We start from the raw sequence: 25478 nt of genomic DNA, 5'->3' as shown, positions 1-25478 counted from the left end.
TGGTGATATGCCACACAGTGATGACACGACCGGCGGCTCTGAGACCGCCGAAGACCCCTCGAGTAGACAGACACAGGCGCTGGGCTTTTGGGATCGCTTAAAATGGGCCTTCTTTGGTGGTTCTCTGCCACAGATGGACAGCTCTGAATTTTCCCGGCCCGAGGGGGAGGAAATTATCCCCGGCATCTGGAACCTGCGGCAATTGCGGGTGGAAGATGTGATGGTGCCCAAGGCGGATATTAAATCTGTTCCTGTGACCATCACCAAAGAAGATTTGGTCCATGTGTTTAGAGACACCGGCTTAACACGTTTGCCCGTGTACAATCGAACCCTGGATACACCCCTTGGCTTTGTGCATTTGAAAGATCTGGCTCTCAAACACGGGTTTAACGGCGCTGGCGGGCGTTTGGCGCTTAAGTCCATGCTGCGGCCCTTGCTGTTTGTGCCGCCCTCTATGCCGATTGGCATATTGCTCACCAAAATGCAGGCCGACCGAATTCACATGGCCCTGGTGATTGATGAATATGGTGGCACGGATGGGCTGGTGACCATTGAAGATTTGATCGAACAGGTGATTGGCGAGATTGAGGATGAGCATGATCCTGCTGAGGGTGCCTTTTGGGTTGTTGAAAAACCAGGCAGTTACCTGGCGCAGGCCAAAACACCTTTGGACGAGTTTCAGCAGGAAATTGGTCGAGATCTGTCTGAGGTCGCAGAAGTGGATCCCGAAGAGGTCGACACGCTGGGCGGGTTGGTCTTTATGCTATTGGGCCGCGTGCCCGCGCGGGGCGAGGTCATCGAACACCCGGCTGGCGTGGAGTTTGAAATCGTCGATGCAGACCCGCGGCGGATCAAAAGGCTGAGAGCCCATGTTCGAGCCATCAGCACCTCATAGGCTTTGGGCGCAAGCGCCGGCATGGGGGCAATGGGCCTTGATTGTTGTGGCCGGCGGGCTTGCGGGCCTGGGGCAGGCCCCTGTGGATCAACCGGCGCTCACGCTCGTCGGGCTGGCCTTTGGATTTTGGATCATCCGCCCGGAGACCTCGCTGCCTTATTTCCTGCGCGGGTGGAGCCTCGGGTTTGGCTATTTTTTGGTGTCCTTGGCCTGGATTTTGGAGCCCTTCTTGGTAGAAGGCCGGGGCACCGCATGGATGGCCCCCTTTGCCTTGCTGGCCATGGCGGGCGGCTTGGCGCTGTTTTGGGGGGGTGCTTTTGCTCTGGCGCGCGGGCGCGTGGGGCTTTGGATCTGTCTTGCGCTATTGTCCGCTGAACTTGCGCGCGCCTACCTATTCACCGGGTTTCCTTGGGCCTTGCTGGGCTATGTGTGGATTGACACGCCCGCCTATCAATTGGCTGCTATGATTGGGCCCCATGGCATGAGTCTTTTGACCCTGGTCTTGGCGGCGCTGATCGCCTGGGGGGGGGCGACGGCGCGATGGGTTGTTTTGATCGCGACTGTCTCTTTGCCCTTTGTGCCTGGGCTGGAGATGGGCAAAAGCCCTGATGATGAGGGCCGGCCGGTGGTGCGTTTGATACATCCCAATGTGGCACAGGAAAACAAATGGAACCCCGAAAACACGGAAGAAATCTATCAAAGGCATTTATCGCTCACGCAGGCGGGGCCATCGGTTGATCTAATCATCTGGCCCGAAACCTCGGTCTATAAGCCGATAGACTGGGCCCGGTCAGATATTGCCGCCGCGGCGCAGGGGGCGCATGTTGTGGTTGGCTATCAAAGCCACAATCCGGCGGGCCAGTATTTCAACACCCTGGGCGTGGTAAGCCCGCAAGGGGAGGTGAAGAGTGAATATCACAAGAGCCGTTTGGTGCCCTTCGGGGAATATATACCCCTTGGACATTTGGCTCGGGTCTTTGGCTATGATTTTCCGGAATTTTCCGCCGGCAGTGGCCCGGCGCATATTGATATTGAAGGGATCGGCCGGCTCCAGCCGCTGATCTGCTATGAGGGGATTTTTCCGCAATTTGTGGGACGCGGGGCGGCGCGCCCCGATCTTTTGGTGTTGATTACCAATGATGGATGGTTTGGCCAGGGGCAGGGCCCGGCGCAGCATTTTGCCCAGGCGCGCGCCCGCGCCATCGAGTTGGGTCTGCCGATGCTGCGTGTGGCCAATCGTGGTGTCACCGCTGTGATTGATCCTTGGGGGCGCTCTGAGGCGCGGTTGGATCTCCATGAGCGCGGGGCGCTGGATGCACCTATCCCCAAGCCCCGCACTGCGACTTTTTATGCGAAAAATCCTTGGCTTGGGGTGTTGATCCTTGTCGGAATGTTGGTGCTGGTGGCTTTTTTACGTAGGCGGGTTAAATTATCATTGACGCCTGGAGGCGGGACTTCTAGGAAGTCCTAGCTGCAACGGCTTCCTGGCGCAGCTTACATTTTATTGGAGCACTCCCCATGGCACGATCAAATTATATTTTCACCTCAGAATCCGTTTCTGAAGGTCATCCTGATAAACTATGCGACCGAATTTCCGACGCTGTACTTGACGCTTTTTTAACCGAAGAACCAGAGGCGCGGGTGGCCGCTGAAACATTTGCCACCACAAATCGCATTGTTATTGGCGGCGAAGTGGGCTTGAGTGACAAAGCAAAACTCTCGCACCACATGGGGCAGATCGAGCAAATCGCGCGAGATTGCATCAAAGACATCGGCTATGAGCAAGACAAATTTCATTGGAAAACGGTTGAAGTCACCAACCTTTTGCATGAGCAATCGGCCCATATTGCCCAAGGTGTGGATGCCGGCGCTGATAAGGATGAGGGGGCCGGTGATCAAGGGATCATGTTTGGCTATGCCACCACAGAGACCCCAGAGCTCATGCCCGCGCCCATTCAATATTCCCATGCGATTCTGCGGCGGTTGGCCGAGGTGCGTAAAGACGGCAGCGCGCCAGATCTTGGGCCAGATGCCAAGTCACAATTGTCTTTGCGCTATGAGAACGGGAAACCTGTTGAGATCATGTCGATTGTCTTGTCGACGCAACACCGCTCAGAAGATCAAGACAGCGCCTATATTCGTGGCATTGTTGAGCCCTATATCCGCGAGGTCGTGCCGGCCGAATGGCTCACAGCGAACACCGAATGGTGGGTCAACCCAACGGGGACCTTTGTGATTGGTGGCCCTGACGGCGATGCAGGTTTGACGGGACGCAAGATTATTGTGGATACCTATGGCGGTGCCGCGCCCCATGGCGGCGGCGCCTTCTCTGGCAAGGATCCCACCAAGGTGGACCGTTCGGCGGCCTATGCGGCGCGCTATTTGGCCAAAAATATCGTGGCAGCCGGCATGGCCGAACGCTGTAGCCTGCAACTGTCCTATGCCATCGGCGTGTCTAAACCTTTGTCGATCTACGTGGACACCTACGGCACTGGACAATTGGCTGAGGAGGCGATCGAACGGGCGGTTGCGCAATCTATGGACCTCACGCCGCGCGGCATTCGCGAGCATTTGGGCCTGAATAAGCCGATATATCAGCGAACGGCAGCCTATGGGCACTTTGGCCGGGCGCCTGAGGCCGATGGCGGCTTTAGCTGGGAGAAAACTGACCTGGTTGAAGCGCTGAAAAAAGCCGTGTAGGCGCAGGGGCGCGCAAGCGGGCCCTGATCACTGACGAATTGGGTGTGCTTGGGCGCACCCTTTTTTGTGAAAGACTGGCCATGGAACATCGAAATTTTTATGGGCGCATCAAAGGCAAAGCGCTCAATGCTGCGCAAGAGCGTTACCTGCAAGAAGACTTGCCCAAGCTCAGCGTCGCCGGGATCTCCCGCGCAGATAATCCCGAGCGGCACCTGCTCGACATGCAGCAGGTCGCGGCAGGCAAGCCACTGTGGCTGGAGATCGGGTTTGGTGGCGGCGAGCATCTGGTGCATCAAGCCTTGGCCAATCCCGAGGTTCAATTTCTTGGGGTGGAACCCTATGTCAACGGTGTGGCCATGTTGCTCGGAAAAATGCGCAAGGCTGGCGTTCGGAATATCAAATTGCACATGGGCGACGCCCGCGATCTGATGGATGTTTTACCCGACGGAAGCGTGAGTAAGGCCTTTTTGCTCTATCCCGACCCTTGGCCCAAACTGCGCCACCATCGTCGGCGCTTTGTCACGCCAGAGCATCTCGAGCCCCTGAGCCGCTGCCTGATGGCGGGTGCTGAGTTTCGCGTGGCCACGGATATTGAGGATTATGTGCGCCAAACTTTGCAAGAAGTGCCAAAGGCGGGCTTTGACTGGCTGGCAGAAGGACCAGAGGATTGGCGCATGCCTTGGCACGATTGGATCTCAACGCGTTATGAGCAAAAGGCCCTGCGCGAAGCCCGCCGGCCGCATTACCTAACGTTCCAAAAATCCTAAATAGACCCGCGCTCAGCAGTGGACCTCGCTTGGCTAGGGCGCTATCACTTTGTCAACTTATGAGGGGACGAATATGTCAGGCCATGGCGCAGCACTTCCAATGACATCGCATAAATCTGGCCCGTTGCGGGGCCAAGCGGATGTGCCGGGGGACAAATCGATCTCACATCGCTCGCTGATCCTAGGGGCGCTGAGCCTTGGGGAGACACGCATTCAAGGGTTGCTTGAAGGTGATGATGTGCTCGACACCGGCAAGGCCATGCAGGCCTTTGGCGCTGAGGTCATCAACCACGGTGGCGGCGCCTGGTCGGTGCATGGGGTGGGTGTGGGCGGTTTTGCCGAGCCCGATCATGTGATTGACTGCGGCAACTCCGGCACCGGGGTGCGTCTGATCATGGGGGCTATGGCTACCTCTCCAATCGCTGCCACCTTTACGGGTGATGGCAGTTTGAACAAACGCCCAATGGGCCGGGTGACGGATCCTTTGGCACTCTTTGGCGCGCAGTCCTATGGCCGCTCTGAGGGGCGCTTGCCGCTCACACTTATCGGGGCCGCACAGGCTTTGCCGGTGCGATATGAGGTGCCGATGCCCTCTGCGCAGGTGAAATCGGCGGTGCTTTTGGCGGGTTTGAATGCGCCGGGCCAAACGGTTGTCATTGAAAAAGAGGCCACGCGCGACCACACCGAACGGATGCTGGTGGGGTTTGGCGCCGAGTTGACGGTGGAGCAGACCGATGCGGGCCGGGTGATCACCCTCACGGGCCAGCCGGAATTGCGCCCGCAGGATATCATTGTGCCGCGTGATCCTTCGTCGGCGGCCTTCCCGGTCTGTGCCGCTTTGATCGTAGAAGGTTCTGACGTCTTAGTGCCCAATATTGGCCTCAATCCCACCCGAGCCGGTCTGTTCTACACTTTGCAAGAGATGGGTGCCGATCTGACATTTGAGAATATGCGCGAGGAAGGTGGCGAGCCTGTGGCCGATCTGCGTGCGAAATATTCTCCCGATATGCAGGGGATCGCGGTGCCGCCGGAGCGGGCTGCCTCTATGATTGACGAATATCCAATTTTGTCAGTGGTGGCGAGTTTTGCCCATGGCGTGACCCGGATGCACGGTGTCAAAGAGCTGCGCGTCAAAGAAAGTGACCGGATCGAAGCTATGGCGACCGGGCTGCGTGCGGCGGGGGTCACGGTGCAAGACGGTCCCGATTGGTGGCATGTGCATGGGCTGGGCGGCGCGGTCAAAGGCGGCGCTCTGGCCGCAACGCATCTCGATCACCGCATTGCGATGTCGTTTTTGATCCTGGGCATGGGTGCGCGTGAGGGCATGTCGATTGATGATGGCGGTCCGGTGGCCACGTCATTTCCGATTTTTGAGCCATTGATGGCAGCATTGGGTGCTTCTATCGCGCGGACCTCCGAATGAGCGCAGAGCAGGCCAAGTCAACTCCGCGCAAGCCATCGTGCGCAAGCGCCGCCTTCACCATCGCCATTGATGGGCCGGCTGCCGCTGGAAAAGGCTCGATCAGCCGTGCGATTGCGGCGCATTTTGACTTGGCGCATTTGGACACGGGGCTTTTGTACCGGGCCGTTGGGGCGCAGGTGTTGACCGGCTCCGATCCTTTGCGCGCGGCGCAAAACCTCACGGCGGATGATTTGCAAGGCGACAGTCTGCGCAGCGCAGAGGTGGCAAGGGCGGCCTCTGATGTGGCCGTGATGCCCGAGGTGCGGGCGGAATTGCTGGAGTTTCAGCGCCGCTTTGCCCGCCGGGAGGGCGGCGCAGTTTTGGACGGGCGCGACATTGGGACCGTGATTGTGCCGCAAGCTGAGGTCAAGCTTTTTGTCACCGCCGCTGCTGAAGTGCGCGCCGAGCGGCGCTTCAAAGAGCTTCTGGCCAGCGGTGCCGAGACCACATTTGAGCAGGTTTTACAGGATGTCATCGCGCGCGATGCCCGCGACAGCTCCCGTGCCACGGCCCCGATGGTGGCCGCACAGGATGCGGTGCTGATTGATACGTCTGATCTGACTCTCAGCGCCGCGATTGCGCAGGCCATTGCGGCCATTGAAAAGGATTTCCCGAATGAAAAACCGTAGCTTTCCCCACAGTGGCGCCACGACCTCACGGCTGGGCATCGGCGCCATGTCGTTTTCCAACTTCTACGGTGAGGTGAGCCGCGAAGAGGTATTTGCCATCCTAGATGCCGCGCGAGATCAGGGCGTGAGCCATATCGACACGGCCAGCGTTTATGGCATGGGCGGTTCAGAGCGTCATATCGGTGCCTATTTGGCAGAAAACCCGCAAGCACGATCGTTTTTTCACATCGCCAGCAAGGGCGGAATAACAGATCGCAAAGATCCAAACCGCTTGTTCAACAATGAAGCGGCCTATCTGACAGAGCAATTGGACAATAGCCTTGAGCGTCTTGGGGTGGAGTGCATTGATCTGTATTATATCCACCGCCGCGATCCGTCTGTGCCCATTGAAGAGGTCACTGAAACCCTCGCAGGCTTCATAAAATTAGGCAAAATCGGTGGTTTTGGCTATTCAGAAATTTCTCCCACCTCCCTCAGAGCGGCCCATGCCGTGCATCCCGTGGCGGCGCTTCAGTCGGAATATTCCCTCTCGACGCGCACGCCGGAATTGGGAATCTTGCAGACCTGCGCCGATCTGGGCACGACCTTTGTGGCCTTTTCCCCGGTTGGGCGAAGCCTCTTGACCGATGCACCGCATGGGCGCGAGGCGGTGCAATCCATGCCGTTTTTGGCCAATAACCCCCGCTTTATGGAGCCAAACCTGAGCATGAACATCAAAGCGGCCGCAGGTTTTCGCGCCCTAGCCGCACAGATGGGTTTGACGGCGGCGGGTCTGGCGATTGCCTGGTGTTTGGCCAAAGGGGACCATATCCTGCCCATCCCGGGCACGCGCAACCTAGACCATTTCAAGGCCCTTGTGGCGGGCGCAAATTATGGCTTGAGCGCAGAGGAGCTGGCCGCGGTCGAAGCGGCGCTCCCCATGGGTTGGATCAATGGGGACCGCTATTCCGAGGCACAATGGGCCGGGCCTGAGCGCTATGCCTAAAGCCCTTTAGGCCTGTTTGCGCCTATAGAGCGCCGTCAGCGCGGCGTTAAAGTCTTGGACGGCCATCTGATTGGCTAGGGCCCGGCGGCACAGCGCGGCTGGGGTTTCTGGAGCTAGGCCGCCGATGGGCGGATCGGTGTCGAGATTGGTGGGAAACGAATACCCCTCCGCACAGGCGGAAATTGCCGCATCGACCTGCGGCTCTGAGAGACCATGATCCCCGCGTGCCAACACCTCATAAAGTTGAAGGGTCATGCTCTGGCGGTCGAGATTTTCTAAAGAGCGTCCATAGGCCGAAGAGACCTGCAGCAGATTGGCCATGCGCTGAATATCTGCGCTCACATTCGCGCCGCCTGCGTGATAGAGTGCTGGATTGAAAAACAGAACATCCCCCTTTTTGAGCGGCACTTGTACGAAGTTTTCCTCAAAGAAGTCGCGAAATTCTGGCATGGTGAAGGCCAGATAGCCGTGGCGATAGAGTTGACTGAACGGCAACAATTTGGTCGGCCCGCTTTCAATTGGCATGTCCACATGTGCCACCGCCCCTTGCAGCGTCAGAACAGGCGAGAGGTCATGCACATGAGCCGGATAGCGCGCGGCGACCTCGCGCGGTTGAAATCCAAGGTGATAATCTCGGTGCGGACTTTGCGCCGCACCGCTCGGGCGCACCAGATTGACCTGCGCGGTCATTTGGTAATTTGGCCCAAGCCAAGCCTCGCAGGCCGCATCAATCGCCAGATTCCCAAAATATTGCGCAAAGACCTTGGGATCATAGTGGCAAAGTTTTTGCGCCGAATTCCAGATCCGATCATTGGCGCCGGAGGCTGCAAAGTGATCGGCCTTCGCGCCTTGGGCGGCTTTCTCATCGGCGATGATGCGCTCATAAATCACGCTGGCCGCGTCAATGCAGCCGGTGTCTTGAAAGGCATTTTTGAGCAGCAACACCCCAGAGGATTTGAGAAACACATGCGCCCATTCGGCTTTCAAGGCACGGGTGTCTCCGGTGAGATCCAACTGTGTGACATCATAGATCGGAATGTTGTTTTGAATGTCATGAGCCTGCGGCACCTCTTGCGGGGTAAGGCTGCGGGTCACTTGCTGGGTGAACTCTTCCAAATTGCAGTCATCTGGGGAAAGATAGGCTTGCATCACGCGCTCCTGTTTGAGGTTGCACGGAGCATAGCCGGAAATGGCTTGAGAAACTCCTCAAAATACCTCAAAAACGCCTCAATGAAACATCCTTTTGCCCTCAAAGAGATTGCGCTGCAATCGGGCCTGAGTTTGGCCACGGTCGATCGCGCCTTGCATGGGCGTGCCCATGTCAGTGCGCAGACTGCCCGGCGTGTGCAGGCGGCGATTGTGGAGTTGACAGGGCAAGAGGGGCAATTGGCCGCGCGGGGGCGGCGGATGTTCATAGATATCGTGGTCGAAGCACCCCGGAGGTTTTCCGATGAGCTGCGCCGGGCTGCAACTCAAGTTCTGCCGAAGTTCGCGCCCGCGGTCGTTCGGCCAAGGTTTCATTTTGCAGAGGATAGCGGGCCGGCGAAAACCGTGGCGACCCTGTCCAAGATTGCCAAGCAGGGCAGTCAGGGCATTGTGCTTAAGGCACAAAATGTCGCGCCAATTCGCGCTGAGATTGACCGGCTGACCGATTTGAAAATCCCCGTGGTGACAGTCTTCACCGATTGCCCGGACTGTGCGCGTTTGGCCTATGTCGGGTTGAACAATGCAAATGCGGGACGCACCGCAGCCTATCTCTTTGCCCAATGGCTGCAAGGTCGCAGCGGCGCAGTATTGACCACAACATCGCGCCGGCAGTTTCAGGGGGAAGAGGCGCGGGCACGGGCCTTTGCGGCTGAAATGGCGCGTTTGTGCCCGCAGGTGAGCCTGCGCGAGGCAAGCGGCGGGGCAGGGCTGGCGCTTGGAACAGCGGCGCAGATCCGCCAAGCGGTGCGTGGATTGGATCGCCTCCTCGGTGTCTATTCGATGGGCGGGGCCAATGCGGCCATTTTATCGACGCTGGCACAGGTGCAGCTCGAACCGGAATTGTTTATTGCCCATGATTTGGACCGCGAGAACCGCAGTTTGCTGCGCCAGGGCCGGTTGGCATTCGTCCTGCATCACGATCTTCGCGCAGATCTTGACCAGGCGTTCCAACATATCACCGCCTATCACAAGCTGCGCCCACCGGTCTTGGAGGGTGGCCCGGCCGACGTGCAAATCATCACCCCCGCAAACTGTCCGCGCCAATAGACGACATCGCGTTACCCCACGTCGTGCCGGTCGGTTAGGTACATGGCATCGGAATATGTGATGGCCAGGGAGATATAGCAGCTTTGGGTCAAGTGGTGTTTGACCGCGGCTGCGATTGCATCACGCAGGGTACGCGTAAAAGCCTCATCTCGATGCGGCTTGGTCAGCATTGAGATCTCAATCAGCAGATGGGTGTGATTGCTGGCCTCGGCCGGATAGCTGCGGCATTTGCAATCGCCGGAACCGGAATCATGGGCTAGAATGGTCTGTTCAATGGCTGTGAACATGGCTTGCGGGTCGAATGAAAGATCTGGAGAATACTTGAGGTCGGCATGTGGCATAGGGTGCTCCTTTTAGAGAGCATTGCACCGGTGATCGGCCCTTGCAAGATTGGAATTTTGCCCCTATACGCGGCCCTGTCCAAACGGCGGCAACAGTCGTGGATTATGAGTATCGCAGCAGGGTCGGCTAGCACCGGCCCTTCTTGGTGTTCGCAATCCGCTTTGCTCAATAGGACCAATGCAACTCAAGACCGGCGGAGACAACCGCACGGCCAGAAACATAAACGTAAGGAATTAACGCCACATGGCAAGCGTAACAATGGAAGAATTCGAAGCCCTTTTGCAAGAAAGCTTCGAGGTTGACACGCCCGAAGAGGGCACAGTGGTCAAAGGCAAAGTCATCGCAATCGAAGCGGGACAGGCCATCATCGACGTCGGCTACAAAATGGAAGGCCGCGTAGATATTAAAGAATTTGCAGATCCCGGCGAAGCTCCCGTCATCTCTGTTGGGGATACGGTCGAAGTTTTCTTGCGTGCCGCAGAAAACGCCAAGGGCGAGGCTGTCATCAGCCGTGAAATGGCCCGTCGTGAGGAAGCCTGGGATCGTCTTGAAAAAGCCTATGCAGACGAAGAGCGTGTTGATGGCGCAATCTTTGGCCGTGTCAAAGGTGGTTTCACTGTTGATCTTGGTGGCGCTGTGGCCTTCTTGCCAGGCAGCCAAGTTGACGTGCGCCCTGTGCGGGATGCGGGCCCATTGATGGGTCTGAAACAGCCGTTCCAGATTTTGAAAATGGACCGTCGCCGGGGCAATATCGTTGTGTCGCGCCGTGCGATCTTGGAAGAATCACGTGCCGAACAGCGCGCTGAAGTGATCGGCAAACTGGCCGAAGGTGACAGTGTCGACGGTGTGGTGAAAAATATCACAGAATACGGTGCCTTTGTGGATCTTGGCGGTGTTGACGGTCTGTTGCACGTCACCGATATGGCCTGGCGCCGCGTCAACCACCCATCAGAAATCCTGACAATTGGTGAGACTTTGAAAGTCCAAGTTGTCAAAATCAACAAAGAAACCCATCGCATCAGCCTGGGCATGAAACAGTTGATGGATGATCCATGGGATATCGTTAGCGTTAAATACCCGCTGGAGTCACAGCACAAAGGCCGCGTGACCAATATCACCGATTACGGTGCCTTTGTGGAGCTGGAAGCGGGCGTTGAAGGTTTGGTGCACGTGTCTGAGATGTCTTGGACAAAGAAAAACGTACATCCGGGTAAAATTGTATCAACATCGCAAGAAGTTGATGTGATGGTTCTGGAAATTGATGGCGTGAAGCGTCGCGTGTCCTTGGGTCTGAAGCAAACACAGCGCAACCCGTGGGAAGTCTTTGCAGAGCAGCATCCTGAAGGCAGCCAAGTGGAAGGTGAAGTCAAAAACATCACTGAATTTGGGTTGTTCATCGGTCTTGAAGGCGACATCGATGGCATGGTTCACCTGTCGGATCTGACATGGGAAGGCCGCGGCGAAGATGTGATTGGCGATTATCGCAAAGGTGACATGGTTCAGGCCGTTGTCTCTGAAGTGGACGTCGAAAAAGAGCGCATCAGCCTGTCTGTCAAAGCCCTGGGTGGCGACAAATTCGCAGATGCGGTCGGCGGCGTGAAACGCGGCTCGATCATCACTGTTGAAGTCACAGCGATCGAAGACGGTGGCATTGAAGTCGAATATGAGGGCATGAAGTCCTTCATTCGTCGGTCTGACCTGTCACGCGATCGTGCTGAGCAGCGTCCAGATCGTTTTGGCATGGGTGACAAAGTGGACGTTCGCGTCACAAATATCGATGCGAAAACACGTCGTCTTGGCCTGTCCATCAAAGCGCGTGAGATTGCGGAAGAGAAAGAAGCCGTTGAGCAATATGGGTCATCCGACTCAGGTGCGTCTTTGGGCGATATCTTGGGCGCCGCGCTTAAATCTGACGAATAACCGAAACGGTTATTGAACAAAAATCTGAAAAATCCCGCTTCGGCGGGATTTTTTTTGGCCTCAAGGTCTTGATTTGCATTAAAAAGAGATCCAAAATTACCGAAAAGATGATATTTTTAATAATTTCACACCTGAAATGCTAAATTTTCAGTTTTTTTCACTTATGGACAAAACAATAGGTTCACATTCGGGTTGGTTTTCCTGTAGCCTATCACTAGGGCTTGGGTGGCTCATGACTTTTACAGTTTCGAGGGGGATACTATGATTCGTTCAGAATTGGTTCAAAAATTGGTGGATGAAAATCCACATCTTCATCAGCGTGATGTTGAGAAAATCGTGAGCACTATCTTTGAAGAAATTATAAACACGATGGCAGAAGGCGATCGCGTTGAGCTGCGTGGCTTTGGGGCCTTTTCCGTGAAAAAGCGCGATCCGCGTATTGGCCGCAACCCACGGACCGGCGAGTCTGTTGCTGTTGAAGAAAAGCATGTTCCTTTCTTCAAAACAGGCAAGCTTTTGAGAGACCGTCTAAACGGGAAGTAAAATGCGCTATCTGCGGTACATGGTTTTGGGCTTTATTGCGATCAGCTTGATTGTCGTGGCCCTGGCCAACCGCGGGGCTGTGACCCTGTCGCTCTTGCCAGAAGCGCTTGGCGCGCTGGTCGGTTTGAACGTGCAAATGCAAGTCCCGCTCTTCGTGGTGATTTTCCTTGGCGTGACCTTGGGCCTACTGATTGGCTTCGTTTGGGAGTGGCTGCGGGAGATGAAACACCGCAGCGCCGCACGAAGCGAACATATGCAGGTCGTGCGCTTAGAGCGTGAGGTGAGCAAATTGAAAGCGACGTCTACCGATACAGACAAAGATGAAATCCTGGCGCTTTTGGACGAGGTGTCATGAAGGTGCGCGTCAAGCTTTGCGGCTTGACCACACAGGGCGATATAGATGCCGCTGCAACCGCAGGGGCGGCCTATATAGGCTTGGTTTTTTTCGATAAATCGCCTCGTAATGTTTCAATTGAGACGGCGCGCAGCATGGCTTTGCATGCGCCCATAGGCCTGGCCAAAGTCGCCTTGGTGGTGAATGCCGATGATGCGACCCTTGATCGCATCACCGCCTCTATTCCGCTCGACATGCTGCAACTTCACGGCTCTGAAACTCCGGACCGCGTGGCGGCGGTGAAAGCGCGCTATGGTTTGCCGGTGATGAAGGCCCTGGGAATAGCATCGCGCGCCGATGTCGCCAGTGCGCAGCTCTATTCGGGGGTGGCCGATCAATTGCTTTTGGATGCCAAACCGGCCGAGGGTGAGACCTTGCCGGGGGGCAATGGTCTATCTTTCGACTGGCGCCTGCTTGAGGGCGAAAGCTGGTCCGTGCCATGGATGCTGGCCGGTGGTCTTACGCCTGACAATGTGGCCGAGGCGGTGCGCTGCTCCGGCGCGCAGCAGGTTGATGTCAGTTCCGGCATTGAAACGGCGCCCGGCCAGAAGAGCGCCGCGTTGATGGCAAAATTTGTCACTGAAGCCAACAGCTAAAGCACCGGAAAATTGCGACCAGGTCTTTACCTTGGAGGGGCAGGGCGCTACCTCTATGCGCAGATGCGCAAGGGAGAAAACAATGGCCGACGATCTGCTCAACAGCTTTACCACAGGACCGGATGAACAGGGTCGTTTTGGCGATTTTGGCGGGCGGTTTGTCTCAGAAACCCTGATGCCGCTGATCTTGGATCTTGAAGCGCAATATGAATATGCCAAGACCGATGACAGCTTTTGGGCAGAGATGAATGATCTTTGGACCAATTACGTCGGACGTCCGAGCCCATTGTATTATGCCGAGCGTTTGACCGAGCATTTGGGCGGCGCGAAAGTCTATCTCAAGCGTGACGAGCTCAACCACACAGGCGCGCATAAAATTAACAATGTCTTGGGTCAAATTATCTTGGCCCGCCGCATGGGAAAAAACCGGATCATTGCCGAAACCGGCGCCGGTCAACATGGGGTGGCCACCGCGACTGTCTGTGCGAAATTTGGTTTGAAATGCGTGGTTTATATGGGCGCGCATGATGTTGAGCGCCAAGCGCCGAATGTGTTTCGCATGAAGCTTCTGGGTGCAGAGGTTGTGCCAGTCACCTCAGGTCGCGGGACATTAAAAGACGCAATGAATGACGCATTGCGCGATTGGGTGACCAATGTGGAGGATACATTCTACTGCATCGGCACAGTCGCGGGCCCTCATCCTTATCCGGCGATGGTACGGGACTTTCAAGCCATCATCGGCAAGGAAGCGCGCGCGCAGATGCTGGAAAAGGAAGGGCGTCTGCCCGACACATTGATTGCGGCCATAGGCGGCGGCTCGAATGCTATGGGTCTATTCTTTCCCTTCCTCGATGACAAAGACGTGGGAATTATCGGTGTCGAGGCCGGAGGCAAAGGCGTGAATGCCAAGATGGAGCATTGCGCCTCTCTCACCGGTGGGCGTCCGGGTGTGCTGCATGGCAATCGCACGTACCTACTGCAGGACGATGATGGGCAAATTCTCGAAGGCTTCTCAATTTCCGCCGGGCTCGATTACCCTGGTATTGGCCCAGAACATGCGTGGCTGCACGACATTGGCCGGGCGCAATATGTCTCGATAACCGATGTGGAAGCGCTGGAAGCCTTTCAGCTGTGCTGTGAACTTGAAGGCATTATTCCGGCTCTAGAGCCGAGCCATGCTTTGGCCCATGTGATGAAAATCGCGCCTGAATTGCCCGCCGATCACTTGATTTGCATGAATATGTGCGGACGTGGTGACAAGGATATCTTCACCGTTGCAGCCGCTTTGGGAATTGAGATGAACACGGGGGCCTAACCCCGGGGTCTCATCACGGCCTCGATCAGGGCGTTGCATAGAGCCGCAGAATTTCAATCGGAACAATGTCCAAAGCCTTTTGATGGGTCGATGTGAGTTGCACCTGAGGCGCGCAGCCCTCTTCGTGGGCCTGCAAAAACCGTCCGGCGCACAGACACCAGCGATCCCCGGCCTTGAGCCCCGCAAAGCCAAACTCTGGCCGCGGGGTGCTGAGGTCATTGCCGAGGTATTTTGAAAACGCGAGAAATTCAGCGGTCATCACCGCGCAGACCGTGTGACTGCCGGTATCTTGGGCGCAGGTGTTGCAGGAGCCATCGCGGAAAAAACCCGTCAAAGGCTCCTGAGAGCAAGGCGCGAGGGGCAGGCCAACGACATTGATTTCGATGTCTTTTTGCATGTTATTCCCTCGGCTTTGGAGCCGTCCAAGTGATCCAACGGCCATGAAAATCCATTCGCCCCAACTCTATCCGCTTTTGCTCAGGCCACAAGTCCAACCGCATGCCGGCGCCTGGCGATTTCCCGTCTGCCTCGATCCGTAGCCACGCGAGGGGTGCCTGTGACTCTGCGCCGCGTGTTGTTATCAACTCTGTAATTTGGCTCTTTTCTTCTTTTGAGAAATACTGCCAAGCGACCGTTGAATAGATCAAATGGCAGCGGGACCAAGGGGCGGCGAGGCGTTGGCGCAAAAACTCAATGGCGCTGGATTTTTTCGGCAGCGGTGGATTGAGAGAGATGGCCGCATCGGTGCGGGCGCGCCTTTCGGGTTGATCGGCCCATATATAGGCGTGCAGTCGCAGAAGGTCTTGCTTCTGTCGCAGATCCAGAGGGGCGAGATCACAGCCCTGAGCATCGCGCAGGAGATAGGGGGCCGCTGGCGGCAGCGACCCTTGCCATTTTGGCGTGAGCTGTACTGGGCTATCGGGTGGCCCATAGCCCTGTCCTACAGCCAGGTGGAATCGATCAAATACGAGATTGAGACCGGCGCTGGCGCCCAGTTCAGAGGCGATGAGATCACATCCGGTGTAGGCTTTGAGCCAATGGGCCGCGGCAACGAGCCCGGCAGCCCGTCGCACTTCATTGGTTTGTGGTGCATTTGCAATGAAAGCTGTCAGTTCAGCGTCGTGACGCTGAAGCACGGACCGCAGGACCGCTGGCAGCTCCGCATCGGCCATTGCGCCACTGCGATAGATGGGGGCCAGGTCACGGGCTTTTGCCGATAATAGCAAGGCATGCAGGCCTCCGGCCAGCCTCAGAGGAAGGTTGTCTGCCTCTGGTGCTGGATCACCGGGCCAATTCGTGATGCGCTGACCGAGGGCGCTGTTGGGGGAAATGCAATCGGGCAGCTGACGCAACAGTCGGGCTGTGAGATCTGCGCCAAAGGCTGAACAATAGGTCGCTTGACGTTCGAAATGGCGTTTCATTTAAATTTCTCGAGGAGCCTTTGTAAAGGAGAGGGCGCAGGCGCGCCTTTGTCAGGCGCCGCTGCGGTCTGCACGGGTTTTTGCGCTGCGGTTTTGGTGGTTTTTGAAGAGCGCGGCGGGGCGGTTTGCAAGGCCACAGCATTCATGAATTTTGCCCCATCCCCTGCGGCCAAATGCACCGCGCCATTGCTTAGTCCGGTCAATAGGGCCGCCAGCCAATTTTGATCTGCCTTGGCAAAGTCTCGGAGCACAAAACCGGCCACGGCATCCTTATGGCCCGGATGGCCAATCCCGAGCCGCACGCGGCCGTAGTCTGCCCCCAAATGAGCGTGGATGGAGCGCAGCCCATTGTGCCCCGCATGACCGCCGCCCTGTTTCAGCCGCAATTTCCCAGGGGCGAGATCCAATTCGTCGTGAAAAACGGTGACTTGATCTAGAGCGACCTTGTGAAACCTTACAGCCTCACCCACCGATTGGCCTGAGAGGTTCATGAAGGTTGTGGGTTTGAGCAGCAGCACCTTGTGTCCAGCCAATGTGCCGTCACAAATTTGCCCCTGAAACTTTGAGCGCCAGGGGGTGAATTGATGATCTTCGGCGATTCTATCTAGGGCCATAAAGCCGATATTATGCCGATTATGCGCATATTTTGCGCCAGGATTTCCAAGGCCTACGAAAAGTTTCATGGGATGAGTTTAACGTGCGGACCGGTGGGTTGAAAGAGATTTGCGCGCATTTGGGGCGGTAAATGCAAAAACCCCACCATCTCTGGTGGGGTTTCATTTGTCTTACAGTGGCCCGAAGGTCGAGGTTTATGCCTCGGCTTCGCCGTCAACCTCTTCCGCATCGTCCTCAGCTTCATTGTCCGCTGAGCGCAGACCCGATGGCGCTGCGATATTTGCGATCACAAAGTCACGGTCGATGGTTGTTTTGGAGCCTTTGGGCAGTTCGACTGCGGAGATTGTAATCACATCACCCACTTCGAGACCGGCCAGATCGACTGTGATCTTCTCAGGGATATCCCCTGCGGTCACCACCAGTTCAACCTCAGGGCGCACCAAGCTCAGCACGCCACCTTTTTTCAGGCCTGGGCATGTGTCTTCGTTCAAGAACTCAACCGGGATAAACAGGTTGATTTTTGATGTCCGGCGCAGGCGCATGAAGTCGACATGCGTTGGCAAATCTTTCACGGTGTGACGTTGCACATCGCGGCAGATGACGCGTACGTCGTCATGACCTTCAACTTTGAGGTTGAACAAAGTTGACTTAAACCGTCCTGCTTTCAATAGGGAAAACAGTTTGTTGAACGGGATATTGATGGGAAGCGGGTCTGCCTCACCACCGAAAACGATGCCTGGTACGTTGCCTTCGCGGCGAGATTGACGAGCGGCCCCCTTGCCTGTCCCCGTCCGTACCGAAGCGATTAGATCTGGGATCTGTCCTGCCATGGGTCTATTCCTTAAAATGGGGGGGCATCCTCCAAGGGTGTATGCCCCGTTGAAGTGCGCCGTATAGGGCCATATGAGGTAAATGAAAAGCCCTTGTTTGCTTTGTTTCTTGCAAGAGGCCTGCGGCTATGAAAAAGCAAGCTATGCAAGTTTTTCACGCCCTATATTTGTCCCGCCGTCCTGCGATTGCATTTGTGATCGTGGGCCTGTTTTGGGGTTGTTTTGCGGCCTATGTGCCACAGATCAAAGCACGTTTGGATGTTAGCGATGCCACTTTTGGGCTATTGCTGTTGTGCAATGCGCTTGGGCTGGTCAGCTCTATGATGTTGGCGCCGCGGCTGGACCGTGTGTTGGGTGCACGCGGCTTGCAGATTGCCAGCGTTGTATTTGCCTTGAGCTTTCTTTTGCCGGGCTTGGCCACTGATGCGGTGAGCTTTGGCGTGGCAATGGTGATTGTTGGCGCGGCCTCGGGCCTGACCGATGTGTTGATGAATGCGCGGGTGAGCGAGTTGGAACAGCTGCATCGTCAGCCGTTGATGAATGCAAACCACGGCATGTTTTCCGTGGGTTACGCATGTGCTGCGATTGTGAGCGGCGTGGCCCGCGAGGCGCAGATCGCGCCGGGACCGGCCTTCGCGGCTGTGGCGGCGATTATTTTGATCCTCTCCGTCTTTCTCTACATGCCCCCGCGGGAGGTTGCAAAGGACGCCAGCGCGGGTGGCCGCTATCCGTTGAAGCCCATTATTCTTTGTGGGCTGATTGTTTTGGTTGCCTTTATGACCGAAGCCACCGTTGAGACCTGGTCGGCTTTGCACATTGAGCGCAGCCTGCAGGGCCGTGCGGCCGAAGGGGCGATGGGGCCGGCGATGTTGGGGTTGACCATGGCGCTGGGGCGGTTTTCAGGCCAAGCCGTGTCGCAAATTTTTTCTGAGACAAAAGTCATCATATTGGCCACATTCGTGGCCGCTGCTGGTGGGGTTTTGGCGGCTTTGGCCTCAGCGCCGCTTTGGGCCTATGTCGGATTTGGTATTTTAGGCCTCGGCATCTCGGTGATTGGTCCTTTGGGCTTGGCATTGGTTGGGCAAAAGGTGCCGGATCATCTGCGCACGGAGGCGATTTCGCGGGTGGCTGTTCTGGGATTTGCTGGATTCTTTCTGGCGCCATCTCTAATGGGGCTCGTGTCTGAATTTTATGGGTTGCGCATCGCGTTCCTCGTCGCTGCGGGCCTCAGTCTTACAGCCATTCCGCTGACTTTGCTGTTGCGGCGCACGTAAACTATGACAAACAAAAGCTTGCGAAAAAAATAACGCTCTGGCAGGCTTTGCCGTATTAAGCGGTGTTCTTTGTATATGTTTATTTTCCACTCAGACATTTCAACGGATCAAAGCCATGACATCACTCCAAATATTTGGCTATACGCCTGTGAGACATCTGGTGCGATATGTATTTTGCAATGTCTGCACAGAAGAGGCACGGACACAAAAGTCTACAATATTTGAATAATAATAAGGCGATCAGCGGAGCCATATGCTCGCATTTTGAAGCGTTTTGATTGCGCAGCATCGCCACATTGAATGAAAAGGAGGACAGATATGTCAACAAAACCCCCATTTACAGCGGTTGAGGTCCGACGGGCCACTTCCGGTTTTTATGAAGGCCACAGCGTTGAAATCGCGCTGTTGAGCAAGGGCATTATGGTTGCGCTTGTGATCTGGGCCTTGGTTTGGCCGGCCAATGCCAATAGCAATTTAAGCAGCCTGAATTGGTCGCTTTTGGAAGGCTTCAACGCATTTTATATCATCATTGTGGGGCTTTTTGCCTTTTTTCTGGCTGTGGTCGCTATTTTGCCGCAAACTGACAAGCGCAAGATGGGCCGGGCGGATGAGGAGCCGGAGTTTTCAAATTGTTCATGGTTTTCCATGATGTTTGGCGCAGGCTTGGGTGTGGGGCTGATGGTCTTTGCCACGGCTGAGCCTTTGGGTCTTTGGGGCTCAAACCCTGAGACAGTCAGCGGGGCGGTGGCACCAAACAGCCAAGAGGCTTTGACCTCGGCCTATCGCTATACGTTTTTGCATTATGGGTTTCACGCTTGGGCGATCTATGTCGTCACCGGCCTGAGCCTGGCCTATTACGCCTATACCCGCGATATGCCCCTGACCATCCGTTCCGCGCTGACCCCACTATTGGGCCGCTATGTGAACGGGTTTATCGGGCATCTGGTGGATGTGTTGGGCGTTGTGGCCACGATTTTGGGCGTATCGGTCACCATCGGCTTTGGTGTGAGCCAGTTTATCGATGGGGTCTATGCGATCACCGGCGCCAATTGGTTGATGGATATGACCGGCGACGTGCCAAAGCCAGGCACTGTGGGCTTGATTGCGGGGCTGCTCTGCATCATGGGTCTGTCGATTATCTCAGCCGTGTCCGGGGTGGGCCGCGGGGTGAAATACCTGTCCAACCTCAATTTGGTATTATCGCTGATTTTGTTGTTCACCTTTGTGCTGTTCGGCTCATTTGTTTTCGCAATGACGACCTACGCAACGGCCTTTGTCGATTATATCTTGCACTTCGTATCGCTCAGCTTTGGAGCCTATGGCCCGCAATCTTCAGATGCCTTTGCCATGGCACTTCCGGAGACGGCCAAACCTTTGGCCGAAGAGTTGATCGGCGGTGCCACCAATGCCTGGGGCAGCTATGATGGCTTTAAATCAGGACTAGAGGGCGCGGCCGCCGCTTTAGATGAGGCGACCTTGAGTGCGGTCTATGCGGCCGGTGAGCAGGGGCGTCAATTTGGCTGGCAGGCAGGCTGGACCACCTTCTATTGGGCGTGGTGGATTGCCTTCTCGCCTTTTGTGGGTTTGTTCTTGGCGCGGATTTCGCGCGGACGCACGGTGCGAGAGTTTATCTTGGGCTGCGTATTTGCGCCTGCGATGGTGTGTTTTGCCTGGATGACCATCCTCGGAGCCACGGCCATTGACATGGAGCTGACCGGCGGCGCCAATGGTGCGATTGTTGGGGCATCAAACACCAACAAACTTTTCGTCACGCTTGGGCAAATGATTGACGGTGGCATGTTGTCTGCTTTGACCGTGATGTGTGTCGTCTTGATCATGACCTTCTTGGTGACTTCGGCGGACTCAGGCATCTTGGTGATGAACACCATCATGTCGGGTGGTGATCAAGACATCGGCAACAAGCACAAAATTGTCTGGGGTCTGATCTTAACTGCCGTTATCGGCACCTTGTTGGTGGCGGGCAAGAGTAATCCGGGCGCCGATCCGATGGAAGCTTTGAAAAGCGCCATGATTATCGGGGCGCTGCCATTCACGATGGTGATGGGGCTGATGATGCTCTCGCTCACAAAAGCGCTCTATCGTGACAGCGCACGCAGCAAGGGACCAGAGGACTCTAGCACGGCTGCTGAGTAATCCTAAAACCTGAGATGGGGCGTGCTTCTCTGCGCCCCATCTCTTTTGTTGCGTTTTCGCAAGCCCCCAGGGCCGGCTATGGCGCTGACCTAGGCCCAACGCCCCTCAAAATCCTCTGGAATGTAGAGAATATCTCGGGTCACATCGTTGATGTCGCGATGTCCGCAGAGTGCCATTGTGGTCTCCAATTCTTTGTGCATCACTTCCAGCGCTTTTGTCACACCGGCCTGACCCATCGCGCCAAGACCGTAGATATAGGACCGGCCAATCATTGTTCCGGTCGCGCCAAGAGCTTTGGCTTTGAGGATATCTTGCCCGCTGCGGATGCCGCCATCCATCCAAACCTCACATTTACCATTCACCGCCTCGACGATTTTCGGCAACATGCGGATTGAGGAGAGCGCACCATCAAGCTGCCGCCCGCCGTGATTGGACACGATGATCGCATCAACCCCGAGTTTCGCCGCCATTTTTGCGTCTTCGGGATCCAAGATGCCCTTCAAAATCACCTTACCGCCCCATTTCTTCATTAAGACCTCGACTTTTTTCCAATCGAGCGCTTGGTCAAATTGCTCGGCGGTCCAGGCGCTGAGGGAGGTGGTGTCAGAGATGCCGCTGACATGCCCCACGATATTTCCGAAGCCACGGCGCTTTGTGCCCAGCATCTCAAGGCCCCAGCTCCATTTTGTGGCCAAATTGGCGATGGTCTTGGCGGTCAGTTTTGGCGGGGCGGAGAGCCCGTTTTTCAAATCCTTATGGCGCTGTCCTAGGATCTGTAGGTCCAAAGTGATCACGAGTGCGGAGCAATTGGCGTCTTTCACCCTTTGGATCAGGCGATCTGAGTAGTCCTCATCGGTCAAAGTGTAGAGCTGAAACCAAAAGGGGGCGTCTGTGGCCGCGGCGACATCTTCGATGGAACAGATTGACATGGTTGACAGCGTATAGGGAACACCGAAAGCGGCTGCAGCCCGGGCGGCTTTGATTTCGCCATCGGCGCATTGCATGCCGGTCATCCCCACCGGGGCCAGGGCCACGGGCATGGAGACGTCTTGGCCAATCATTTTGGATGCGGTGCTGCGGTTGGTCATATCAACCGCGACGCGTTGGCGTAGGCGCAGTTTGGCAAAATCAGAAATATTGTCGCCAAAGGTCTGCTCGGTCCAGCTACCGCTTTCGCAGTAATCATAAAACATTCGCGGCACGCGGCGCTTATAAATCTCTTTGAGGTCTTGAATGGTTGTGATTACGGGCATAGCCTAGCCTTTACTGCAAATTGGTCAGTTTACATTACCAATATGTGAGGTGGAGGTAAAGATCAGCCCGATGGTTTCCGTTTGCCGCTGGGGGTGATGCAAGAGGATCGCAATCTGCAGATCGCGGGGCGGTGTTTGGGAGTAAGTCAATGCAGATCGTAACCTTGCAAGAAGCGCAATCCGCGCCAGTTTGGCGCCGACCGATATTTTTGCTCTTTGTCATGGCCGCAGCTATGCCCATCGCCTTTGCTACTTGGAGTGCTTTGCTCAACAATTTTGTGATCGAAGTGGCCAATTTTGATGGGGCGGACATCGGGCTGTTGCATTCGGTGCGAGAAATTCCTGGATTTCTTGCGGTCGGGGTGATTGCCATCATCATTTTTTTGCGCGAGCAGGTCTTGGGTCTTTTGTCCTTGGTGCTCTTGGGGGTGGCCACGGCGGTGACCGCTTGGTTTCCGCAAATGGGCGGGATTTTAACGCTGACACTGCTCTCCTCTATTGGCTTTCATTATTATGAAACGGTCAACCAATCGCTGCAATTGCAATGGATTTCCAAAGCGCAGGCGCCGCAGGTTCTGGGCTGGCTATTGGCGATGGGATCGGCGGCCTCGCTGGTGGCTTTTGGCGTCATTGTCGTCACCTGGGAATGGCTCGCGTTGAGCTTTAATACGGCCTATATGATTTCGGGCGGCATAACCGCGGCCATCGCCTTGGCCTGTATGGTGCTTTACCCGCAATTCCAATCGCCCACGCCGCAGCATAAAACCATGGTCCTGCGCAAACGCTATTGGCTCTATTATGCGCTGCAGTTCATGGCCGGTGCCCGGCGGCAGATCTTCATGGTGTTTGCGGGCTTTATGATGGTGGAGCGTTTCGGCTTTGACGTGCATGAATTGACCTCTCTGTATTTAATCAACCTCGTGATGAATATGTTTATTGGTCCGGTGTTTGGCCGCGTTGTGGCGCGCTATGGGGAACGCAATACATTGATTTTTGAATACGCAGGTCTGGCCCTGGTGTTTTTGACCTATGGCGGCATTTACATGTTTGGTTGGGGTGTGATGCTGGCGGGGGCGTTATTTGTCGTAGATCACCTGTTTTTCTCACTGGCCTTTGCCCTGAAAACCTATTTCCAAAAGATTGCAGATCCGGCCGATATAGCCCCCACGGCCGCAGTGGCCTTTACCATCAACCATATCGCGGCAGTCGGATTGCCGGTGTTTCTGGGACTTCTGTGGCTGTTTTCACCCAGTTTGGTGTTTATACTGGCCGCGGGCATGGCGCTGACGTCGCTGGGGCTGGCTTTGTTAATTCCAAGGCGTCCTGAACCGGGCTATGAGACGATTTTGAGCCTTTAACGGGCGTGTTTTGGCGCAGTGCGGCCTCTGTGCTGGATATCTGCCCGATCACCATTATATCTTAGAGAAAGCTTAAGGGGAGCCAGAGATGTTTTTTATGTCGCAAGAAAAGTCACAGATGGTTCAAAGGGACCAAGCCTTGCCGGGGCGTGTCACCCCAATTGCCACCGCCCCCACGCATTTTCTGACCGGCCGTCCCTTGCAAGGACCGCTGGATGCGGGGCTGCAGGAGGCGATGTTCGGAATGGGATGCTTTTGGGGTGTGGAACGGATGTTTTGGAGGATTGAGGGGGTCTGGGTGACTATGGTGGGCTATGCGGCTGGCTATACGCCCAATCCGACTTATGAAGAGGTCTGCACCGGCAAAACTGGGCATAATGAGGTGGTGCGGGTGATATTTGACCCGGCGATTGTGACTTATGAGGCCTTGCTGAAGGTCTTTTGGGAGGGTCATGATCCGACTCAAGGCATGCGCCAGGGCAATGATCGCGGCACGCAATATCGCTCTGGCATCTATACCTATGGTGCGGGGCAGGCCCAGGCTGCTGCGGCGAGCCTCACGGTCTTTGCAGAGCAGCTTGCGGCGGCTGGATTTGGCGCAATTACCAGTGAAATTTTGCCAGCTCCCCAGTTTTACTATGCCGAAGATTATCATCAGCAATATCTGGCGAAAAATCCTAATGGCTATTGCGGCATAGGGGGAACTGGGGTGAGCTGTCCTATCGGATTGGCTGTGACCTAGTGGAGCCGCGTGCCGCGGCCTTGCCTTTGAGTTTGCGGCGGGCGTGCCCTTCGCAAACGGCGCGGGTGGCCAGCAATTGCGATGACCGGCCAGACAGGATATGGGCTCACCAAATCATTGGAGCTGACCCATGCTAACCTATACCGCCCTGACCACTTTACCCGGCAAATCTCAAGCGGAAGCGCTGGGGGAGGCGCTGGAAGCGCTGGAGCCGGCGCCAACTGGGGTTGGCGTGTTTGAAGTTGAAGACGGCAAGGGCATTTGGGAAGTGGGGGGATATTTCCTGGACGCGCCGGATGATATTGATCTGGCTTTGCTATCGGCCGCTTTTGGGGCTGGGCCCTTTGTCGTATCCGAAGTGCCGGATCAAGATTGGGTCGCCAAGGTGCGCCGCGAATTGCCGCCCGTCGAGGCGGGACGGTTTTTCGTGTATGGCAGCCATGATGCTGCGCTTTTGCCTGAGGGACGCATTGGCCTGTTGATCGAAGCGGCCATGGCTTTTGGCACCGGGCATCACGGAACAACGCTTGGGTGTTTGCGCGCTTATGACCGGCTGTTGGACGATGGGCAGCGGTTCGACAATGTTTTGGATCTTGGTTGCGGCACGGCCGTTTTGGCGATGTCTGCCGCCCGCATGGGGGCGGCGCATGTTCTGGCCAGTGATATTGATCCTGTGGCCGTCGAGGTGGCGCTTGCCAATGTGAAGGCCAATGGGTTGGTGGGCCGGGTGTCTTGCGTCGAATCCATTGGGTTCGACTCGCCTGTCTTGCGGGCCGGCGCGCCATTTGATCTCATTTTTGCCAATATCTTGAAAGGTCCGCTGATTGAGCTGGCGCCTGATATGGCGGCGCATTTGGCGCCTGGTGGGCGGGCCATTCTCTCGGGGCTTTTGGTTGAGCAAGCCGATGAGATTGTTGAGGTCTATCAGGGGCAGGGCTTGGCCTTGGAGACGCGCGAAGATCTTGGTGAGTGGAGCGCTTTGACCCTGCGCCGGTTGTCCTAGCAGGACGGCCCAAACGAAAACGCCGCA

25 protein-coding genes and 1 riboswitch are annotated in these 25478 nt (G+C 56.1%); of the genes, 18 read left to right on the top strand and 7 right to left on the bottom strand.

Features of this window, described 5'->3' with window-relative positions; translation table 11 throughout:
• Positions 1-7 precede the first annotated feature (7 nt).
• The 7 genes from RCA23_RS10270 to RCA23_RS10240 all read left to right on the top strand — a co-directional run bounded on the left by RCA23_RS10270 (position 8) and on the right by RCA23_RS10240 (position 7438).
• Positions 8-895: a transporter associated domain-containing protein gene (locus RCA23_RS10270; protein WP_044051482.1), complete on the top strand. Its 888-nt coding sequence runs from the start codon at positions 8-10 to the stop codon at positions 893-895.
• Positions 870-2366: an apolipoprotein N-acyltransferase gene (gene lnt / locus RCA23_RS10265; protein WP_044050238.1), complete on the top strand. Its 1497-nt coding sequence runs from the start codon at positions 870-872 to the stop codon at positions 2364-2366. The genes RCA23_RS10270 and lnt overlap by 26 nt, the downstream gene beginning before the upstream one ends.
• Positions 2361-2407, top strand: a riboswitch (SAM-SAH riboswitch). It overlaps the preceding gene by 6 nt.
• 6 nt (positions 2408-2413) lie before the next feature.
• Positions 2414-3595: a methionine adenosyltransferase gene (gene metK / locus RCA23_RS10260; protein WP_044050237.1), complete on the top strand. Its 1182-nt coding sequence runs from the start codon at positions 2414-2416 to the stop codon at positions 3593-3595.
• A gap of 80 nt (positions 3596-3675) precedes the next feature.
• Positions 3676-4362: a tRNA (guanosine(46)-N7)-methyltransferase TrmB gene (gene trmB / locus RCA23_RS10255; protein WP_044051481.1), complete on the top strand. Its 687-nt coding sequence runs from the start codon at positions 3676-3678 to the stop codon at positions 4360-4362.
• 73 nt (positions 4363-4435) lie between these two features.
• Positions 4436-5785 (top strand): 3-phosphoshikimate 1-carboxyvinyltransferase, encoded by a 1350-nt coding sequence (gene aroA / locus RCA23_RS10250; RefSeq protein ID WP_044050236.1) that lies wholly within the window; start codon positions 4436-4438, stop codon positions 5783-5785.
• Entirely contained in the window at positions 5782-6453 is a 672-nt protein-coding gene (locus tag RCA23_RS10245; protein WP_052377132.1) for a (d)CMP kinase, read from the top strand. Before aroA ends, RCA23_RS10245 begins: the two co-directional genes overlap by 4 nt.
• A complete protein-coding gene (locus RCA23_RS10240) occupies positions 6440-7438 on the top strand; it encodes an aldo/keto reductase (protein WP_044050235.1) in 999 nt (332 codons plus the stop codon). The genes RCA23_RS10245 and RCA23_RS10240 overlap by 14 nt, the downstream gene beginning before the upstream one ends.
• A 6-nt stretch (positions 7439-7444) precedes the next feature.
• Here the strand turns inward: RCA23_RS10240 and RCA23_RS10235 are convergent, their stop codons facing one another.
• Positions 7445-8587, bottom strand: a complete 1143-nt coding sequence (locus RCA23_RS10235) for a phytanoyl-CoA dioxygenase family protein (protein ID WP_044050234.1) — start codon at positions 8585-8587, stop codon at positions 7445-7447.
• An 81-nt stretch (positions 8588-8668) separates the two neighbouring features.
• Here RCA23_RS10235 and RCA23_RS10230 point away from each other — a divergent pair, with 81 nt between their 5' ends.
• Positions 8669-9691, top strand: a complete 1023-nt coding sequence (locus RCA23_RS10230; protein ID WP_044050233.1) for a LacI family DNA-binding transcriptional regulator — start codon at positions 8669-8671, stop codon at positions 9689-9691.
• A gap of 11 nt (positions 9692-9702) precedes the next feature.
• On the opposite strand, the gene RCA23_RS10225 is transcribed toward RCA23_RS10230, so the two are convergent.
• Positions 9703-10032: a hypothetical protein gene (locus RCA23_RS10225; RefSeq protein WP_044050232.1), complete on the bottom strand. Its 330-nt coding sequence runs from the start codon at positions 10030-10032 to the stop codon at positions 9703-9705.
• 259 nt (positions 10033-10291) lie between these two features.
• Here RCA23_RS10225 and rpsA point away from each other — a divergent pair, with 259 nt between their 5' ends.
• The 5 genes from rpsA (at position 10292) to trpB (ending at position 14801) form a co-directional block, all read left to right on the top strand.
• Positions 10292-11953: a 30S ribosomal protein S1 gene (rpsA, locus tag RCA23_RS10220; RefSeq protein WP_430903611.1), complete on the top strand. Its 1662-nt coding sequence runs from the start codon at positions 10292-10294 to the stop codon at positions 11951-11953.
• 261 nt (positions 11954-12214) lie between these two features.
• Positions 12215-12496 (top strand): integration host factor subunit beta, encoded by a 282-nt coding sequence (gene ihfB, locus RCA23_RS10215; RefSeq protein ID WP_044050230.1) that lies wholly within the window; start codon positions 12215-12217, stop codon positions 12494-12496.
• 1 nt (position 12497) lies between these two features.
• On the top strand, positions 12498-12851 hold the full coding sequence (locus tag RCA23_RS10210; protein ID WP_044050229.1) for a lipopolysaccharide assembly protein LapA domain-containing protein: 354 nt from the start codon (positions 12498-12500) through the stop codon (positions 12849-12851).
• Complete coding sequence (locus tag RCA23_RS10205; RefSeq protein WP_044050228.1) at positions 12848-13486, top strand: phosphoribosylanthranilate isomerase; 639 nt, start codon at positions 12848-12850, stop codon at positions 13484-13486. The genes RCA23_RS10210 and RCA23_RS10205 overlap by 4 nt, the downstream gene beginning before the upstream one ends.
• Positions 13487-13568: 82 nt before the next feature.
• Positions 13569-14801 (top strand): tryptophan synthase subunit beta, encoded by a 1233-nt coding sequence (trpB, locus tag RCA23_RS10200; RefSeq protein ID WP_044050227.1) that lies wholly within the window; start codon positions 13569-13571, stop codon positions 14799-14801.
• A 25-nt stretch (positions 14802-14826) separates the two neighbouring features.
• Here the strand turns inward: trpB and RCA23_RS10195 are convergent, their stop codons facing one another.
• From RCA23_RS10195 to RCA23_RS10180, 4 genes are all read right to left on the bottom strand, one after another.
• Positions 14827-15198, bottom strand: coding sequence for a DUF2237 family protein (locus RCA23_RS10195; protein WP_044050226.1), 372 nt, complete (start codon positions 15196-15198; stop codon positions 14827-14829).
• Between the two features lies 1 nt (position 15199).
• Positions 15200-16222 (bottom strand): DUF2332 domain-containing protein, encoded by a 1023-nt coding sequence (locus RCA23_RS10190; RefSeq protein ID WP_044050225.1) that lies wholly within the window; start codon positions 16220-16222, stop codon positions 15200-15202.
• Positions 16219-16905, bottom strand: a complete 687-nt coding sequence (pth, locus tag RCA23_RS10185) for an aminoacyl-tRNA hydrolase (protein WP_044050224.1) — start codon at positions 16903-16905, stop codon at positions 16219-16221. The genes RCA23_RS10190 and pth overlap by 4 nt, the downstream gene beginning before the upstream one ends.
• 126 nt (positions 16906-17031) lie before the next feature.
• Positions 17032-17667 (bottom strand): 50S ribosomal protein L25/general stress protein Ctc, encoded by a 636-nt coding sequence (locus tag RCA23_RS10180; RefSeq protein ID WP_044050223.1) that lies wholly within the window; start codon positions 17665-17667, stop codon positions 17032-17034.
• A 128-nt stretch (positions 17668-17795) separates the two neighbouring features.
• Here RCA23_RS10180 and RCA23_RS10175 point away from each other — a divergent pair, with 128 nt between their 5' ends.
• Both RCA23_RS10175 and RCA23_RS10170 read left to right on the top strand, forming a co-directional pair.
• The gene (locus RCA23_RS10175; protein WP_236631346.1) at positions 17796-18941 is read left to right on the top strand and encodes an MFS transporter; all 1146 of its coding nucleotides are present in this window, start codon (positions 17796-17798) and stop codon (positions 18939-18941) included.
• A gap of 318 nt (positions 18942-19259) precedes the next feature.
• On the top strand, positions 19260-21095 hold the full coding sequence (locus tag RCA23_RS10170) for a BCCT family transporter (RefSeq protein ID WP_044050222.1): 1836 nt from the start codon (positions 19260-19262) through the stop codon (positions 21093-21095).
• A gap of 89 nt (positions 21096-21184) precedes the next feature.
• On the opposite strand, the gene RCA23_RS10165 is transcribed toward RCA23_RS10170, so the two are convergent.
• The gene (locus RCA23_RS10165; protein ID WP_044050221.1) at positions 21185-22348 is read right to left on the bottom strand and encodes an alpha-hydroxy acid oxidase; all 1164 of its coding nucleotides are present in this window, start codon (positions 22346-22348) and stop codon (positions 21185-21187) included.
• Positions 22349-22497: 149 nt separating this feature from the next.
• Here RCA23_RS10165 and RCA23_RS10160 point away from each other — a divergent pair, with 149 nt between their 5' ends.
• The 3 genes from RCA23_RS10160 to RCA23_RS10150 all read left to right on the top strand — a co-directional run bounded on the left by RCA23_RS10160 (position 22498) and on the right by RCA23_RS10150 (position 25451).
• Positions 22498-23706 carry an MFS transporter gene (locus RCA23_RS10160; RefSeq protein WP_044050220.1) on the top strand — a complete coding sequence of 403 codons (1209 nt, stop codon included), beginning with the start codon at positions 22498-22500 and terminating at the stop codon, positions 23704-23706.
• Positions 23707-23794: 88 nt separating this feature from the next.
• Positions 23795-24448, top strand: a complete 654-nt coding sequence (gene msrA / locus RCA23_RS10155; protein ID WP_044050219.1) for a peptide-methionine (S)-S-oxide reductase MsrA — start codon at positions 23795-23797, stop codon at positions 24446-24448.
• A 130-nt stretch (positions 24449-24578) separates the two neighbouring features.
• Positions 24579-25451, top strand: coding sequence for a 50S ribosomal protein L11 methyltransferase (locus RCA23_RS10150; protein ID WP_044050218.1), 873 nt, complete (start codon positions 24579-24581; stop codon positions 25449-25451).
• Positions 25452-25478: the final 27 nt, after the last annotated feature.

Source organism: Planktomarina temperata RCA23, from assembly GCF_000738435.1.
Classification (GTDB): Bacteria; Pseudomonadota; Alphaproteobacteria; order Rhodobacterales; family Rhodobacteraceae; genus Planktomarina; species Planktomarina temperata.
The sequence above is the reverse complement of the archived record's forward strand: the minus strand, read 5'-3'. Positions and strand labels throughout refer to the sequence as shown.

What these genes read in the sequence shown, in the direction of transcription:
- RCA23_RS10225 (WP_044050232.1), bottom strand. Translation starts at nt 10,032, where the DNA reads ATGCCACATGCCGACCTCAAGTATTCTCCAGATCTTTCATTCGACCCG.
- RCA23_RS10270 (WP_044051482.1), top strand. Translation starts at nt 8, where the DNA reads ATGCCACACAGTGATGACACGACCGGCGGCTCTGAGACCGCCGAAGAC.
- RCA23_RS10240 (WP_044050235.1), top strand. Translation starts at nt 6,440, where the DNA reads ATGAAAAACCGTAGCTTTCCCCACAGTGGCGCCACGACCTCACGGCTG.
- metK (WP_044050237.1), top strand. Translation starts at nt 2,414, where the DNA reads ATGGCACGATCAAATTATATTTTCACCTCAGAATCCGTTTCTGAAGGT.
- RCA23_RS10165 (WP_044050221.1), bottom strand. Translation starts at nt 22,348, where the DNA reads ATGCCCGTAATCACAACCATTCAAGACCTCAAAGAGATTTATAAGCGC.
- msrA (WP_044050219.1), top strand. Translation starts at nt 23,795, where the DNA reads ATGTTTTTTATGTCGCAAGAAAAGTCACAGATGGTTCAAAGGGACCAA.
- RCA23_RS10210 (WP_044050229.1), top strand. Translation starts at nt 12,498, where the DNA reads ATGCGCTATCTGCGGTACATGGTTTTGGGCTTTATTGCGATCAGCTTG.
- RCA23_RS10205 (WP_044050228.1), top strand. Translation starts at nt 12,848, where the DNA reads ATGAAGGTGCGCGTCAAGCTTTGCGGCTTGACCACACAGGGCGATATA.
- RCA23_RS10195 (WP_044050226.1), bottom strand. Translation starts at nt 15,198, where the DNA reads ATGCAAAAAGACATCGAAATCAATGTCGTTGGCCTGCCCCTCGCGCCT.
- RCA23_RS10175 (WP_236631346.1), top strand. Translation starts at nt 17,796, where the DNA reads ATGAAAAAGCAAGCTATGCAAGTTTTTCACGCCCTATATTTGTCCCGC.
- RCA23_RS10235 (WP_044050234.1), bottom strand. Translation starts at nt 8,587, where the DNA reads ATGCAAGCCTATCTTTCCCCAGATGACTGCAATTTGGAAGAGTTCACC.
- aroA (WP_044050236.1), top strand. Translation starts at nt 4,436, where the DNA reads ATGTCAGGCCATGGCGCAGCACTTCCAATGACATCGCATAAATCTGGC.
- RCA23_RS10170 (WP_044050222.1), top strand. Translation starts at nt 19,260, where the DNA reads ATGTCAACAAAACCCCCATTTACAGCGGTTGAGGTCCGACGGGCCACT.
- RCA23_RS10190 (WP_044050225.1), bottom strand. Translation starts at nt 16,222, where the DNA reads ATGAAACGCCATTTCGAACGTCAAGCGACCTATTGTTCAGCCTTTGGC.
- RCA23_RS10180 (WP_044050223.1), bottom strand. Translation starts at nt 17,667, where the DNA reads ATGGCAGGACAGATCCCAGATCTAATCGCTTCGGTACGGACGGGGACA.
- RCA23_RS10245 (WP_052377132.1), top strand. Translation starts at nt 5,782, where the DNA reads ATGAGCGCAGAGCAGGCCAAGTCAACTCCGCGCAAGCCATCGTGCGCA.
- trpB (WP_044050227.1), top strand. Translation starts at nt 13,569, where the DNA reads ATGGCCGACGATCTGCTCAACAGCTTTACCACAGGACCGGATGAACAG.
- trmB (WP_044051481.1), top strand. Translation starts at nt 3,676, where the DNA reads ATGGAACATCGAAATTTTTATGGGCGCATCAAAGGCAAAGCGCTCAAT.
- RCA23_RS10160 (WP_044050220.1), top strand. Translation starts at nt 22,498, where the DNA reads ATGCAGATCGTAACCTTGCAAGAAGCGCAATCCGCGCCAGTTTGGCGC.
- RCA23_RS10150 (WP_044050218.1), top strand. Translation starts at nt 24,579, where the DNA reads ATGCTAACCTATACCGCCCTGACCACTTTACCCGGCAAATCTCAAGCG.
- ihfB (WP_044050230.1), top strand. Translation starts at nt 12,215, where the DNA reads ATGATTCGTTCAGAATTGGTTCAAAAATTGGTGGATGAAAATCCACAT.
- pth (WP_044050224.1), bottom strand. Translation starts at nt 16,905, where the DNA reads ATGAAACTTTTCGTAGGCCTTGGAAATCCTGGCGCAAAATATGCGCAT.
- rpsA (WP_430903611.1), top strand. Translation starts at nt 10,292, where the DNA reads ATGGAAGAATTCGAAGCCCTTTTGCAAGAAAGCTTCGAGGTTGACACG.
- RCA23_RS10230 (WP_044050233.1), top strand. Translation starts at nt 8,669, where the DNA reads ATGAAACATCCTTTTGCCCTCAAAGAGATTGCGCTGCAATCGGGCCTG.
- lnt (WP_044050238.1), top strand. Translation starts at nt 870, where the DNA reads ATGTTCGAGCCATCAGCACCTCATAGGCTTTGGGCGCAAGCGCCGGCA.